The sequence below is a fragment of the Leifsonia xyli subsp. cynodontis DSM 46306 genome (assembly GCF_000470775.1).
Lineage (GTDB): Bacteria > Actinomycetota > Actinomycetes > Actinomycetales > Microbacteriaceae > Leifsonia > Leifsonia cynodontis.
In genome coordinates, this window is sequence record NC_022438.1 from 1781717 (window position 1) to 1795631 (window position 13915).

The following is a 13915-nucleotide window of genomic DNA, read 5'->3' on the forward strand; positions in this document are numbered from 1 at the left end:
ATCTTATCCCAGGGGGATGGCCGCTCCGAGGATGACCTCCAAGAGAGTTCGTGTGTAGTCCTCGCGCGGGGCCGCGAAGACCTCGTCCGTCGTCCCCTCCTCGACCACGCGACCGGCGCGCATGACGCTCACCCGGTCGGCGATCGTGCGCACCACGGCGAGGTCGTGCGTGATGAACAGGTAGGTCAGACCGAGTTCCTCCTGCAGTCCCACGAGGAGTTCGAGCACCTGGGCCTGCACCAGCACGTCCAGCGCGGAGACCGCCTCGTCGAGCACGACGATCTCGGGGTTGAGGGCGAGGGCGCGGGCGATCGCGACGCGCTGGCGCTGGCCACCGGAGAGCTCGTTCGGGTAGCGCGAAGCGAACGACGCTGGCAGCGTGACCTGGTCGAGCAGTTCCCCCACCCGCCGGCGCCGCTCGGCGGCCGTGCCGATGCCATGGATCGCGAGCGGTTCGGCGATGGTGCTGTGGATGCTGCGCAGCGGGTCGAGCGACCCGTACGGGTCTTGGAAGACCGGCTGCATCCGACGCCGCAGGGCGAACAGGCCGCGGCGGTCGAGCGTGCCGATGTCCTGGCCGTCGACGTCGATCCGGCCCTCGGTGGGCTTCTCGAGGCCGAGCACCATTTTCGCCATAGTCGATTTGCCGGAGCCGGACTCCCCCACGAGCGCCGTCGTCGTGCCGCGCGCCACCGTCAGGCTCACACCGTCCACCGCGGCGAACGGCTCGGAGCGCAGTCCTGCCGTCCGCAGCCGGTACACCTTGCGGACGTCGAACGCCTCGACAGCCGAAGCCTCGGTGGTGGTGGGCGCGGCGGCGGGGCGCTCGGTCACGCGCAGGCGCTGGGAGGCGAGGCTCGGCGCCGCGGCGACCAGACGTCTCGTGTACGGGTGCCGCGGGTTCTGGAGCAGCTCGCGCGACGGGCCCGCCTCCACCACGCGCCCGCGGTACATCACGACGACGCGGTCGGCGCGCTCCGCCGCGAGGCCGAGATCGTGCGTGATCAGCAGGACGCTCGTTCCGAGCTCCCCGGTCAGCGTGGCGAGGTGGTCGAGGATGACGCGCTGCACGGTCACGTCGAGCGCCGAGGTCGGCTCGTCGGCGATCAGCAGCTGGGGGCGGGCAGCGAGGCCGATCCCGATCAGGGCGCGCTGGCGCATCCCGCCGCTGAACTGGTGCGGGTACTGTTTCAGGCGCTTCGCCGGGTCTGGGAGTCCGGCCTCGCCCAGCACCTCGATCGTGCGCTCGCGGACAGCGCGGCGGCCCTTGGCGACGCCGTTCGCACGGACGGCCTCGCCGACCTGGTAGCCGATGCTCCACACGGGGTTGAGATTCGACATGGGGTCCTGCGGAACGAAGCCGATCTCGCGGCCGCGCAGCGCCTCCAGACGGCGCGCGTCGGCATGGGTGATGTCTTCGCCGGCGAACAGGATGCGCCCGCCGGTGACGGTCCCGCCCTCGGGCAGGAGGCCGATCACGGCGTGCGCGGTGGTCGATTTGCCCGAGCCGGACTCCCCCACGATGGCGACGGTCTCGCCGGGGAAGATCTCGAGGTCGGCGCCGGTGACGGCGGGGACCCGCCGGCCCAGGGGGCCGAAAGCCACTTCCAGTCCGGTGATCGACAGGAGCGGGCTCGTGGCCGCGGTCTCGCCACTCATCGGCGGGCCCTCGCCTTCGGGTCGAGCGCCTCGCGCACTGTCTCGCCGAGCAGGATGAAGCTCAGCACAGTGACGGACAGCGCGATGGAGGGGTACAGCAGCACGGTGGGAGCGGTGCGGAGGTCCACCTGCGCCGCCGAGATGTCGTTGCCCCAGGACATGGTGCTCGGCGGCAGCCCGCCCCCGAGGAACGACAGGGTCGCCTCGGCCACGATCGCGCCCGCGAGCGAGATCGTGGTGATAACGATGACCGGCGCAATGGAGTTCGGCAGCACGTGCCGCACCAGGATGCGGAACCGGCCGAGCCCGAGCGCCTCCGAGGCCATCACGAAGTCGGCGTTCCTGACCCGCATCACCTCGGCACGCAGCACACGAGCGGTCGCCGGCCAGGCGAAGATGCCGATGGCGAGGGCGATGATCCACACGTTGGCGAACGCGGCGAACACCGACATGATGACGACCGCGGCCAGGATGTAGGGGATCGAGAAGAAGATCTGGTCGCCGACGCGCGAGAGCACCGTGTCCACCCAGCCGCCGTAGAAGCCGGCCAGCGCGCCGAACACGATCCCGAGCACGGCCATGAGCAGCGTCGCGATCAGGCCGACGGAGACCGAGGTGCCCGCGCCATGCACGATGCGGGAGAACACGTCGCAGCCCTGTTTGGTGAACCCTAGCGGGTGGCCGGCGACGGGAGCGCCATTGCTGTTCGCCAGCTGGCATCCCGCGTTCGGGGGAACCGAGGTGATGAGCCCGGGGAAGAGCGCGACGAACAGGATGAGCGCGATCAGCGCCATCGACAGCCAGAAGGTCGGGCGGCGGCGCAGGTCGAGCCAGGCGTCGCTGAAGAGGGTGCCGCCCTTCGCCGGTGCGGTGGGCCGGGCGGCGGCGATCTCCACCTCGTCGGAGGGGGCGACGTAGTGACTAACGGACATAGCGGATCCTCGGGTCGAGAACGGCGTAGAGCAGGTCGACGAGCAGGTTGACCACCAGGTAGATGAGCACCATCACCGTGACGAACGAGACGACCGTCGGGCCCTGGCCCTGCAGGATCGCCCGGTACAGAGCGTTGCCGACACCGGGCACATTGAAGATGCCCTCGGTGACGGTCGCGCCGACCAGCAGCACGCCGAAATCGGTGGCGAGGTAGGTCACCACCGGGAGCAGGGAGTTGCGCAGGATGTGGGCGCCGACCACCCGGCGCCCGCTGAGTCCGCGGGCCCGGGCGGTGCGCACATAGTCCAGCCCGGCGGCGTCGATCACCGATGAGCGGGTGAGCCGCACGATCTGCGCGAACGAGATCAAGGCCAGCACGATGGCGGGCAGCACGAGATCGCCCCAGGGCGCGCCGGCGCTCACGGTCGGCCGGACCCAGCCCAGCCACACGCCGAACACGTATTGGGCGACGAAGGCGACGACGAAGATCGGCAGCGAGATCAGGATGAGGCTCACCACGAGCGAGCTGGCGTCGAACAGCTTGCCCTTGCGCAGGCCGCTGAGGAGCCCGACCGCGATGCCGATGACGGTCTCGAACAGCAGCGCCAGGACGGCGAGCCGGAGGGTCACGGGGAAGGTGCGGGCCAGGATGTCCGCGACGGGCTCGCCAGAGAAGGAGACGCCGAGGTCGCCGCGGAAGATACCGCCGAGGTAGATGAGGTACTGGACGATGAACGGCTCGTCCAGGTGGTATTGGGCGCGCACCTGGGCGAGCTGCGCCGGCGAGGGCGGTCGGTCGCCGAACAGGGCGGCGACGGGGTCGCCCGGCAGCGAGAAGACGAGGAAGTAGATCAGCAGCGTCGTCCCGAGCAGGACGGGCACGGCCCGAGCGAGACGCTTGAGGATGTACAGGAGCAAGGGCGGGCTTTCCAGGCAGAACTGCTGCGGCGGGCCCTTGGCCCGCCGCAGCAGTGCGGGTGTCAGTTCTTGACGATGTCCGTGAACACAGGGAACGAGTTCCAGCTCATGGTCACGTCGCTCACGTTCCCGCTCCAGACCGCGGTGACGTTCTGGTACCAGAGCGAGATCTGCGGCAGGTCGGCGAAGAGGATCTGCTGAGCCTTGGCGAAGTCGGCGTCGGCCGCCTTCTGGTCCGGCTCGGCGAGCCCCTTCTGGAGCAGGGCGTCGAAGGCGGGGTTGGAGTACTCGCCGTCGTTCGAGCCGCCGCCGGTTCCGAACACCGGACCGAGGAAGTTGTAGAGGCCCGGGTAGTCGGCCTGCCAGCCCGAGCGGAAGGAGGAGCCGATGGTGCGGTTGGTGATCTCGTCGCGGAAGGCGCCGAACGTGGGCACCGGTGCGCCCTCGGCGTCGATCCCGAGCGCGTTCTTGATGCTGTTGCTCACCGCATCCACCCAGCCCTGGTGACCGCCGTCGGCGTTGTAGGCCAGCTTGAACATGCCGGTCCACGGCGAGATGGCGTCGGCCTTCGCCCACAGCTCCTTGGCCTTCTTCGGGTCGTACGTGAACACGTCCGAGCCGGGCAGGTCCTTCTGATAGCCGGCGATCGTCGGCGCGATTGAAGTCGGTGGACGGGGTGCGTGTGCCGCCGAAGATCACCTTGGTGATCTCGGGCCGGTTGATCGAGAGCGAGATCGCCTGACGGCGCAGCGCGCCCTCCTCGCCCTGGAAGTGCTCCAGGTTCTGCGGGATGGTGAAGCTCTGCTGGACCGCGGCCGGCAGGTTCGCGTTGGCGTCCGGGAAGTCGGACACGTAGGTGCTCGCGGCGCTGTCCGGGATCTGGTAAAGGATGTCGAGGTTGCCGGCCTGCACATCCCGGTAGGCCGAGTCGACGCTGCTGTAGAAGACGAGCTTGAGGCCGCCGTTCTTCGGCTTCTGCGGGCCGGTGTAGTTCTCGTTGACGCTCAGCTCGAGCTGCTCGTCGTGCTTCCACGCGGAGGCGTTCTTGAACTGGTACGGGCCGTTGCCGACCGGGTTCTGGCCGAACGCCTTCATGTCGTCGTAGGCCGAGGTCGGCAGCGGGAAGTACGCGCTCGCGCCGAGGCGCTGGGCGAAGTCGGAGACCTTGGAGCTCAGGGCGATCGTGAACTCGGTGTCGCTGACGACCTTCAGACCGGTGAGGTCGGACTCCACGTCGCGGCTGAAGCCCTCGACATCCTGGAAGAAGTCGGCCGCCTTCTGACCGTTCTTCAGGTTGGCGGTGTACTTCCACGCGTCCACGAAGGAGGAAGCGGTGACCGCCTCGCCGTCGCTGAACTTCTGGGCCGCTCTTCAGCTTGACCGTGAAGTGCTGCGAGTCCTCGGTCGTGATCGACTCGGCGACGTCGTTGTGCGAGGCGCCCTTGGCGTCGTAGTAGGTGAGGCCGGCGAAGAGCTGGTTCACGACGAGACCGCCGCCGGCCTCGTTCGTGTCGCCGGGGACGAGGCCGCCCTGCGGCTCGGTGCTCCAGGCGCTGACGACGCCGGAACCGCCGCCACTGTTCGCATCCGTGGTCGAAGCGCAGCCGGCGAGGGCCAGAGCGCCGGCGGCCACCGCGCCGATGATGAGTCTGTGTTTGCGCACGTGTGATACCTCCATGCAGGTCAGAGGCACACGATAACCCGCATAGAACACAAAGTAATAATTGAAAGACTTTTTAAATTTTAAGTTTGTAATTTCACATTATGTCTCGATAGTGTGGTGGTGTGCGAAATAACATCCGCCTCGGACCGACAGCGGCGTTCTGTGCAATGGCGCTTGCGACCGTGTTCATGGGCGGCCTGAGCACCGCCGGCGCGGCAGCCCCCGTCTCGACCCCCGCGGCCGCCGCTAGCGAGAAGCGGACGCTGGGCTGCGGCGCTGGCGTCGTTCAGCTCTCCTGGGAGAGCGCGACACCCGTTCGGCTCGTGGTCTACGCCGGCAACACCACCGAGGCCGCCGGAGACGACGCCACCCCGGCCGAGACAGGCTCGCGCTCCTACGCCAGCGACAAGCACACGCTGACCTGGATGTTCGTGGACGAGAACAGACAGGCGGCGCAGCCCGAGAGCCACGCCGCCTGCGCGATGTTCTTCTAAGAGATGGTTTCAGTAGTCGTTTTTGGTGAGTTTGCGGGCGCTGGTGATCGCGATTGCTAGAGCGACGAGCGCCGTGATCGTTGAGGCGGTGCGGTCGTAGCGAGTGGCGAGTTTCCGGAAGGCGAGGATCCAGGCCATGGTGCGTTCGACTACCCAACAGTGTTTACCCAGTCACTGTTTGGAGTCGACTCCGATTCGTGCGATGCGTGCCTTGATCCCACGACAACGCAGGTAACAGCGGACGCGGCGGTTGTCGTAAGCCTTATCGGCGTGGAAGATAACCGGGCGGCGTCTGGGCCGACCGCGGCCGACGCCCTTGATCGCGGTGATGTTGTCTAACACAGGTTCCACGAGCATGGAGTCGTGTCGGTTGGCGCCGGAGATCTCCACATGCAGCGGGAGTCCGTTGCGGTCGGTCAGGACATGGTACTTGGTGCCCCGTTTCCCACGATCCGTGGGGTTAGGTCCAGTGAGATCGCCCCCCTTTTCGCCCGGACACTTACGGAGTCCAGGCAGGTTCTTGACCAGTCGATCATGCCAGCCTGGCCGAGTTCGTCGAGCATGATCTTCCGCAGTGCATCCCACGCGCCCGCTTCGGACCATTCACGCAGACGCCGCCAACAAGTGACCCCGGACCCATACCCCAACTCGGGCGGGAGCTTCTCCACGGGATCCCCGTCAGCAGCACGAACACGATCCCAGCGAACACCTTCCGGTCAGGAACCCGAGGCTGCCCAGCCCGCCCATTGACCACAGGCGGCCGAGGCGGAATCAACGGCTCCAGCCGCTCCCACAACATATCCGTAATGAACCGATCCTCAGCAAGCGTCGACACTCGACCAGCATCCCCGCTAACCAGCCACAACAACCACCGCCACGCCGACTACTGAAACCACCTCTAAGGGGGCCTACAGCCCCTGCGCCACCGGCGGCTCCGGCTCCGGCGGCAGCCCCTCGTTCACCGGCACGACCTCGTCCGAGCCCGCTGCGAGCAGCTCCAGGCGGAGCGCGCGGCGCGCCCGCTGCTGTTCGGGGTCCGGGAGAGGGACGGCGGCGAGCAGACGCTGCGTGTACGCCTCCTTCGGGTAGCGGAGGATCTCGTCGCGGGTGCCGACCTCGACCAGGCTGCCGTGATGCATGACCGCGATCCGGTCGGCCAGCACGTCGATGACGGCGAGATCGTGGGTGATGAACAGGCAGGCGAAGTTCATCTCCTTCTGGAGCTGCTGCATCAGCTCCAGGACACGGGCCTGGACCGACACGTCCAGCGCGGAGGTGGGCTCGTCCGCGATGAGGACCTGCGGCTTCAGCGAGAGGGCGCGGGCGATGCCGACGCGCTGCTTCTGTCCACCGGAGAGCTCGTGCGGGAAACGGCTGCGGTAGGCGCGCAGCAGCTCGACGCTGTCGAGGAGGCGGTCGACCTCCTTGGCCAGCTCCATGCCTTTGAGACCCTTGGCCAGGCGCAGCGGCTCGCCGATCGAGTCGGCGATCTGCAGGCGGGGGTTCAGCGAGGAGGACGGGTCCTGGAAGACGATGCCGACGTTGCGGTGCAGCTTGCGTATCTCGTCACGGTTCGCGTCGCTGATGTCCTGCCCCGCGATGACGAGGCGGCCCGAGTGGATCGGCAGGAGAGCGATCGCCGCACGGCCGAGCGTCGTCTTGCCAGAGCCCGACTCGCCCACGAGGCCGACGACTTCGCCCTCGTGGATGGTGAGGTCGATGTCCGTCGCCGCTCGGAACGCCGGGAAACGGCCGCGCTTCGGGTACTCGATCGAGACTTTGTCGAACTCGACGACGATCCTCCGCTTGTCCAGCTCCGCCTTCTCGTGCTCGGCGGCGGCGAGGCGCTCGTTGACGCGGATACGCTCCGCGAACTCGGCGTCCCGGTTCGCAGTGCCCGCGGCGAGGGCTGCGGTCGTGTCAATCTCCTCGTCCTCGCGCTGGCCGAGGTGCGGCACGGCCTCGAGCAGGGCGACGGTGTACGGGTGCTTCGGGGCCGCGAAGACCTCGGCGACGGTGCCGGACTCCACGATGTCGCCTTTCCGCATGACCACGATGTTGTCGGCCAGGTCGGCGACGACGCCCATATCGTGTGTGATCAGCAGGATGGCGGAGTCGAGCCGGTCGCGGAGGCTCCGCAGCAGCTCGAGGATCTCCGCCTGCACGGTCACATCCAGCGCGGTCGTCGGCTCGTCGGCGATGAGGAGCTTCGGGTCGCAGGAGATCGACTGGGCGATCATGGCGCGCTGACGCTGACCGCCGGAGAGCTGGTGCGGATAGGAGTTGAACACCTTGACGGGGTCGGGCAACTCGACCATGCCGAGCAGCGCCAGGGCGCGCTCCTTCGCCTCGTGGGGCGACATCCCGAAGTGGATGCGGAGTGTCTCGACGATCTGGAAGCCGACGGTGTAGACCGGGTTCAGCGCGGTCATCGGCTCCTGGAAGATCACCGACACCTGGCGTCCGCGGACGCGGCGCATCTGCTGCGGACTGAGGCCGGTGAGCTCGCGGCCCTCCAGCTTGATCGAGCCGCGCACGCGGGAATTCTTCGGCAGAAGGTCGAGGATCGCCATCGAGCTCGCGCTCTTGCCGGAGCCCGACTCGCCGACGATGGCCAGCACCTCGCCCGCTTGGATCGAGTAGCGGAGCTTCTTGGCGGCGGGCACCCAGACGCTGTCGACGCCGAAGTCGACGGAGAGGTCGGCGACCTCCAGCACGGGGGCTCCGGTCACGACGCCGGCCTGACCGGCGGTGGTGGTGGCGGTCATAATTCGCGGTTCCTTTCGGGGGCGCGCTCCGGGCGGGGCTGTGCGGGGCGGGATGAGAGCATGGAGCCATGCCCTCCGTCTCCCCCGCCGAGCGCGAGGTTCTCGTGTCCCGGTTCAACCGGGTCCTTGCCGTCCTGATCTGGGCGGCGACCGCCGCCCTGGCCGTCGGCCTGCTGGTCAGTCTGCGCGATGCGCGCTTGCTCTTCCTCGTTCCGTGCGGCCTGTTCGCGCTGCTGGCGTGGGCCGCGCTCTGGCGTCCGCGCCTGACGGTGTCGGACGACGGGCTGGAGCTGGTCAACGTCACGCGCACCGTGGAGATCCCCTGGCCCGCGCTCATCAACGTCGAGACGAAGTACGCGCTCACGCTCTTCACGCCGGGGCGAAAGTTCCCGGTGTGGGCAGCCCCGGCCCCGGGGACCGGCAGCACGCTGCGCGCCACCCGGCGCGAGACGACGGGACGGATGGGCCGACCGAACGTCGAGGACAGCGTGCGCCGCCCGGGCGATCTGCTCTCGACCGAGTCCGGCGCGGCGGCCGAGGCGGTGCGCCGCCGCTGGACGGCCCTGCGGGAGGCAGGGTCCATCGAAGCCGGTCGCGCCGACGAGACCCCCGTGACGGTCCGCTGGCACCTCCTGACGCTGGCCGCCCTGGCGGCGCTGCTCGGCAGCACGGTCGCCGCGCTGCTGCTGACCTGAGTCCGCCGCCGCGGGGGCCGGGAGCGGCGCGGCGGCGCGATTCTGGGTCACAGCGCATCCTTCGAGAGGGCGGCGCCCGTGCGGGGACCATCCTCGCTCTCGCCCGGTTCCGGTTCCTGCTCGCGCATCGTGCGGAGGGTGAAGCGGCGGTGACGCGGGTCGAAGGCGTCCCGCAGGCCGTCGCCCACGAAGTTGACCAGCAGCGCCAGGGCGACGATGAACGCGCCGGGCCACCAGAACAGCCACGGCCGGGTCTGGAACGCCGACTGGTTGGAGCTGATCAGGAGGCCGAGGGAGACATCGGGCGACCGGATGCCGTAGCCGAGGAACGAGAGCGCCGTCTCGAGCAGGATGGCCGAGGCCATGATCAGTGTCGAGGAGACGATCACCACGCCGATGGCATTCGGCAGGATGTGCTTGAAGATGATCCGAGCGTCCGAAGCGCCGGCCACCCGCGCCGCCTCCACGAACTCGCGCTCGCGCAGCGACAGGAACTCCGAGCGCACCAGCCGGGCGATGCCCATCCACGAGAAGAATCCCAGCATCAGGGCGAGGAAGAAAGCACCCAGCCCACCGAAGGCGTGTCCGACGACCGAGCCGATCACGAGGGCTGGGATGACGATGAACACATCGGTGATGCGCATCAGGATCGCGTCGACCACACCGCGGAAATAGCCGGCGACGGCGCCGACGACGACGCCGACGGCGCTCGCGATGAGCCCAAGCACGATCATGACCAGCACGGAGTTCTGAATGCCGCGCATCGTCAGAGCGAAGTAGTCCTTGCCGATGCGATCCTGGCCGAACGGGTGCTCCCAGGTGGGAGAGCCCTGCTGCACCTGGTCGTTCAGCTCCTTGTAGTCGTACTTCCACCAGCCGTGGATCGACCCGATGCCGATCGCGGAGAGGGAGAACAGCACGATGAGGATGAACAGGATCGCGCTGGCGACGGAGATCTTGTTGGAGAGGAAGCGCTTCCAGATGAGCCTCCCCTGGCTGACGGGCGGAGAGTCCGGCTCCCGCAGCTCGTCGGCGATCAGCGGTTCGGTTGTCGGCATCAGCGGACCCTCACTCTCGGGTCGAGCGCGGCGTAGGCGAGATCGGCCAGGAAATTGAAGAGGATCGCCATCGCCGCGATCACCAGGAAGTACGCCATGACCGGGTTCAGATCTCCGCGGTCGAGGCCGCTCGCGAACAGGAAGCCCATCCCCGGGATCGCGAACACGCGCTCTGTGATGATCGCGCCGCCGAGCAACGCGCCCACATCGAACGCCACCAGCGTGGTGATCGGGATGAGCATGTTGCGGAAGGCGTGCCGCACGACGACGGTCCGCTCCGGCAGCCCCTTCGCCCGAGCGGTGCGGATGAAGTCCTGGCCCAGCACCTCCAGCATCCCGGCCCGCGAGTAGCGGGTGTAGGACGCGAAGGAGATCAGCAGCAGCGCGACCGTGGGCAGCAGGAGATGTGTGAAGGTGTCGAGCCCCGACTCCCACATATCGCCGCTGAGACCGGGGGTGGAGGACCCGACGGTGGCGATCGGCCGGCCGTTCGTGTCGCTGAAGTACGTCGGCCACGCCTGCATGAAGCGATCGACCAGGATCAGGAAACCCGACAGGATGGTGACGATGACCGCGACGCACATATTCTGGCCGCGGTCGTAGCCGCCCACGAAGAAGCCGATCGCGAGACTCACGACGATCGCGACGACCGCCAGGATCACGATGGTGCCGACCGTGGAGACGCTGAACAGCGGTTGCAGGGCGAAGAAGCACACGAGCGACACCGCCCCGGCGATCCCTGCCGCGATGAGCGCACGCCGGCTCTGGAGACCCGCGGTGAGCGCTGTCGCGCCGACGACCACGGCGGCGATGAGGATGATCATCACGACCGGGCCGAGGCCGGGGCGCAGGAACCAGTTCGTCGCGCTCATCAGCAGCAGCACGCCGGCTGTCGCTACGCCGGAGACGACGGCGGTGATCCCCCGCCGCCGCAGGTCTCCGCCGATGAGCGACTGCCAGATGAGCCCGGCGGCCACACCGGTCAAGACGGCCGTCCACCAGGGGATCGTCGGACGCACCAGAAAGTCGTTGAACCCGATCGCGATGAACTCCTTGAGGAGCACCGCGACGAGGAACGCCGGCAGGGAGTAGAGGAAGAAGCTGAGGAACGTGACGACATTGTCGAGTCCGCTGTACTGCCGGAGGGCGGTGACGATGCCGATCGTCACCCCCAGGAGGATCGCGAGCAGGAGCGCCAGGGTGACCAGCTGCACGGTGGAGGACAGGGCCTGCGGCAGGATGTCGACCACTTTGGCGTTGGAGATCGTCGATCCGAGGTCGCACGCGTTCGCGAACGGGATGAGGCATTTGGCCGCACCGCCGAGCCAGAGGAGCCAGCGGAGCGGGGGAACGACATCCAGCTGCAGCAATTGGATGCGCGCGTTGATGAGCTGGGTCTTATTCGGGGAATTGCTGCTTCGCAGGTCCTGGAGCGGGTCAGCGCTGTAGGCCACCAGCATATACATCAGGAACGAAGCGGCGACGATGATGAGCACTGAGACCAGAAGTCGTCTCAGGATGAAACTCGCCATAGGTTCAAAACCTTCACTGGAACAGGACGCGCCGAACGGGTGGTGGCGAGGGGGTGCTCGCCTGGCGCGTTTCGGGAGAGGCGGACGGGTCATCCGCCGACGAGGTGACACGGGGCGCCGACTCGCAATGCCGGCGCCCCGCCGCAGTGAGAGTGCCCGGGTTTCGCCCGGGCACTCTCACTGCCGAAGACGTTACTTCGAGGTGGAGGACTTAACCGACCATTGCCAGAAGTTCCAGAACGGACCGTTCTGGTTGCCCATGAACTTCACACCGTCGACGCGAGCGTTGACGCCGAAGACACCCGGCAGCTGGAAGAGCGGCAAACCGTAGGCCTGGGAGAAGGCCGTCTTGTCGATCTTCATCTCCAGGTCGGTCAGCTTGCTCTTGTCCAGCGTGGTCTGGGTGGCCAGCGCGTCCGTGTTCGCCGCCGAGAAGCGGTTGTAGTTGCCGCCGCCGCTGGTGGTGAACAGCTGTGGGATCTGCGCGGTGCCGGCGCCCGGGCTGATCCACCCGAAGAGCGACGCGTCGTAGTCCCCGCCCGGAAGCAGCTTGCTCCACTGCGGCGAGCCGGAGTCGACGACCTTGAAGCCGGCCTTGGACGCGGACGCCTGGATGGCCTGGAACTCGTCGACACGGTTCGGGTTGTTCGTGTTGTACAGAATGCGGACGGTCGGGGTCGCTCCGGCCAGCAGGGCCTTGGCGCCGTCGATGTCCACCTTGTCGTAGGCCGAAGAACCGTTGTTCTTCACCGTGTCGCCGTACTGGGGCTGCTGGTTCGGCAGCCAGATCTGCGAGTTGAGGACCTTGGCCTTCGGATTCACCGGGGTGACGATCGAGTCGAGGATCTGCTGACGCGGGATCGTCTTCAGGAACGCCTCACGGACCTCGGCGTCCGAGAAGGTCTGCGAACCGAAGTTCAGGTCGAGGTGGTCGTAGGATGCCTGGTCTCCGGTGAGCACCTTCGCGCTGGTCTTCTTCAGCGCGGTGAGGGTGTCGGCCGAGGCCTGCGGGTTGATGATGTCGACCTCGCCGTTCTGGAGAGCGGTGACCTGTGCGTTCGCGTCCGGGATGATGCGGAAGACGATCTTGTCCACATTCGGCTCCAAACCGCCGGCGTAGTACTTGTTCCGCACCATCGTGAGCGACTGTCCCGGGGTCCACGACGACAGGGTGAACGCGCCGGAGGCGACCAGCAGGTCCTTGTCCGTGGGCATCGCGGTGATGTCGTAGCCGGTGTTGACGAAGTCCGCCGCCTTCTTGAGGGTGGCGTCCGGCGCGGCCGGGCTGGCCGGGTCGCCCTTCGGCAGGCCCTTGAGCAGCTTGGTCAGATCGGCGGCCGAGGACAGACCCGCCTTCTTGGCCACGATGTGCGCGGGCTGAGCGATGGGGTTGACAAGCTCCCAGTCCACATAAGGCGTGGAGTACTTGAGGGTGATCGTGCGGTTGTCGTCGCTCACCGCCGGGAAGCCGGTGGCGTCGATTCCCGCTGTCGAACCGGCGATCGTGAAGTACTGGGTGCCGCTGGTGACCTTGCCGGAGTCGTCGAACTTGGCGGAGTCGTAGTGACCCGACGCGATCGCCCAGGCGAGGACCATGTCGTCAGCGGTGACAGGCTGGCCGTCGGACCACTTGTCGTCCTTGTTCAGGGTGTACTTGACCGTCAGCGGGTCATCGGAGGTCTTCTCGAAAGTGCCGAACTTGTCGTCGTGGACGATCTTGTAGTTGTTGTCGATGTACTGGAAACCGGTTCCGTAGGAACCGTTCAGGTAGCCGACCTGGCCGTTGGTGTCCAGGTTGCCCTGCGGGGTCTGCGAGTTCAGTGAGGTGAGGTCGTTGACGACCGCCACTGTCACCATGCCCCCTTTAGCAGCGGACGAACCACCGGTGCCGGACGTGGTGCAGGCTGACAGAGCGAGAGCGGCGACACCGGCGACGGCGCTGACCGCGAGCCCGACCTTTCTTCCCTTGATGTGCAATGTTCCTCCTGTGCGAAGTGTGCGCGCGGCACGGGCGTGCGAGAGTGCCTGGTCCGGCGCGGGATAAGACTGACCCTAGGTACCGTCGGCAATGAATGCAAAACGAGGCTCGAAAACGTTACACAGCGGTAATGCAGACAATGGATTCTCCCGTGCGGACACGGAAACCGACGCGATCGGGGCCTTCCGTGCGCGCACTCGCACGCAATCCGGGTGCG

At 67.4% G+C, this 13915-nt stretch carries 11 protein-coding genes and 2 pseudogenes; 3 read left to right on the forward strand and 10 right to left on the reverse strand.

The window, feature by feature from the left end:
- Positions 1–3 precede the first annotated feature (3 nt).
- The 5 genes and pseudogenes from O159_RS08545 to O159_RS16580 form a co-directional block, all read right to left on the reverse strand.
- Positions 4–1659, reverse strand: a complete 1656-nt coding sequence (locus O159_RS08545) for a dipeptide ABC transporter ATP-binding protein (RefSeq protein ID WP_021755387.1) — start codon at positions 1657–1659, stop codon at positions 4–6.
- Positions 1656–2591: an ABC transporter permease gene (locus O159_RS08550; RefSeq protein WP_021755388.1), complete on the reverse strand. Its 936-nt coding sequence runs from the start codon at positions 2589–2591 to the stop codon at positions 1656–1658. The genes O159_RS08545 and O159_RS08550 overlap by 4 nt, the downstream gene beginning before the upstream one ends.
- Positions 2581–3510 (reverse strand): ABC transporter permease, encoded by a 930-nt coding sequence (locus O159_RS08555; protein ID WP_021755390.1) that lies wholly within the window; start codon positions 3508–3510, stop codon positions 2581–2583. The genes O159_RS08550 and O159_RS08555 overlap by 11 nt, the downstream gene beginning before the upstream one ends.
- Positions 3511–3572: 62 nt before the next feature.
- Complete coding sequence (locus O159_RS16575) at positions 3573–4121, reverse strand: ABC transporter substrate-binding protein (protein WP_021755392.1); 549 nt, start codon at positions 4119–4121, stop codon at positions 3573–3575.
- Positions 4122–4230: 109 nt separating this feature from the next.
- A pseudogene (locus O159_RS16580) lies at positions 4231–4830 on the reverse strand (ABC transporter substrate-binding protein); the annotation flags it as partial.
- 13 nt (positions 4831–4843) lie between these two features.
- On the opposite strand from O159_RS16580, the gene O159_RS16585 reads away from it, so the two are divergent.
- Both O159_RS16585 and O159_RS08565 read left to right on the forward strand, forming a co-directional pair.
- On the forward strand, positions 4844–5179 hold the full coding sequence (locus O159_RS16585) for a hypothetical protein (protein WP_330216817.1): 336 nt from the start codon (positions 4844–4846) through the stop codon (positions 5177–5179).
- Between the two features lie 161 nt (positions 5180–5340).
- Positions 5341–5667, forward strand: a complete 327-nt coding sequence (locus O159_RS08565; RefSeq protein WP_021755395.1) for a TetR family transcriptional regulator — start codon at positions 5341–5343, stop codon at positions 5665–5667.
- 9 nt (positions 5668–5676) lie between these two features.
- On the opposite strand, the pseudogene O159_RS14085 reads toward O159_RS08565, so the two are convergent.
- Both O159_RS14085 and O159_RS08575 read right to left on the reverse strand, forming a co-directional pair.
- Positions 5677–6535, reverse strand: a pseudogene (locus O159_RS14085) (IS5 family transposase).
- A 40-nt stretch (positions 6536–6575) separates the two neighbouring features.
- The gene (locus O159_RS08575) at positions 6576–8435 is read right to left on the reverse strand and encodes a dipeptide ABC transporter ATP-binding protein (protein ID WP_021755396.1); all 1860 of its coding nucleotides are present in this window, start codon (positions 8433–8435) and stop codon (positions 6576–6578) included.
- Between the two features lie 68 nt (positions 8436–8503).
- Between O159_RS08575 and O159_RS08580 the strand changes: the two genes are divergently transcribed.
- On the forward strand, positions 8504–9130 hold the full coding sequence (locus tag O159_RS08580; RefSeq protein ID WP_021755397.1) for a PH domain-containing protein: 627 nt from the start codon (positions 8504–8506) through the stop codon (positions 9128–9130).
- Between the two features lie 47 nt (positions 9131–9177).
- Here the strand turns inward: O159_RS08580 and O159_RS08585 are convergent, their stop codons facing one another.
- From O159_RS08585 to O159_RS08595, 3 genes are all read right to left on the reverse strand, one after another.
- On the reverse strand, positions 9178–10188 hold the full coding sequence (locus O159_RS08585) for an ABC transporter permease (RefSeq protein WP_021755398.1): 1011 nt from the start codon (positions 10186–10188) through the stop codon (positions 9178–9180).
- Complete coding sequence (locus O159_RS08590; protein WP_021755399.1) at positions 10188–11720, reverse strand: ABC transporter permease; 1533 nt, start codon at positions 11718–11720, stop codon at positions 10188–10190. The genes O159_RS08585 and O159_RS08590 overlap by 1 nt, the downstream gene beginning before the upstream one ends.
- A gap of 192 nt (positions 11721–11912) precedes the next feature.
- Positions 11913–13697, reverse strand: a complete 1785-nt coding sequence (locus O159_RS08595) for an ABC transporter family substrate-binding protein (protein WP_021755400.1) — start codon at positions 13695–13697, stop codon at positions 11913–11915.
- Positions 13698–13915 lie beyond the last annotated feature (218 nt).

Excerpts from the sequence above, each read along its gene's own strand:
- O159_RS08545 (WP_021755387.1), bottom strand. The coding sequence starts at position 1,659 with ATGAGTGGCGAGACCGCGGCCACGAGCCCGCTCCTGTCGATCACCGGA.
- O159_RS08550 (WP_021755388.1), bottom strand. The coding sequence starts at position 2,591 with ATGTCCGTTAGTCACTACGTCGCCCCCTCCGACGAGGTGGAGATCGCC.
- O159_RS08565 (WP_021755395.1), top strand. The coding sequence starts at position 5,341 with ATGGCGCTTGCGACCGTGTTCATGGGCGGCCTGAGCACCGCCGGCGCG.
- O159_RS08575 (WP_021755396.1), bottom strand. The coding sequence starts at position 8,435 with ATGACCGCCACCACCACCGCCGGTCAGGCCGGCGTCGTGACCGGAGCC.
- O159_RS08580 (WP_021755397.1), top strand. The coding sequence starts at position 8,504 with ATGCCCTCCGTCTCCCCCGCCGAGCGCGAGGTTCTCGTGTCCCGGTTC.
- O159_RS08585 (WP_021755398.1), bottom strand. The coding sequence starts at position 10,188 with ATGCCGACAACCGAACCGCTGATCGCCGACGAGCTGCGGGAGCCGGAC.
- O159_RS08590 (WP_021755399.1), bottom strand. The coding sequence starts at position 11,720 with ATGGCGAGTTTCATCCTGAGACGACTTCTGGTCTCAGTGCTCATCATC.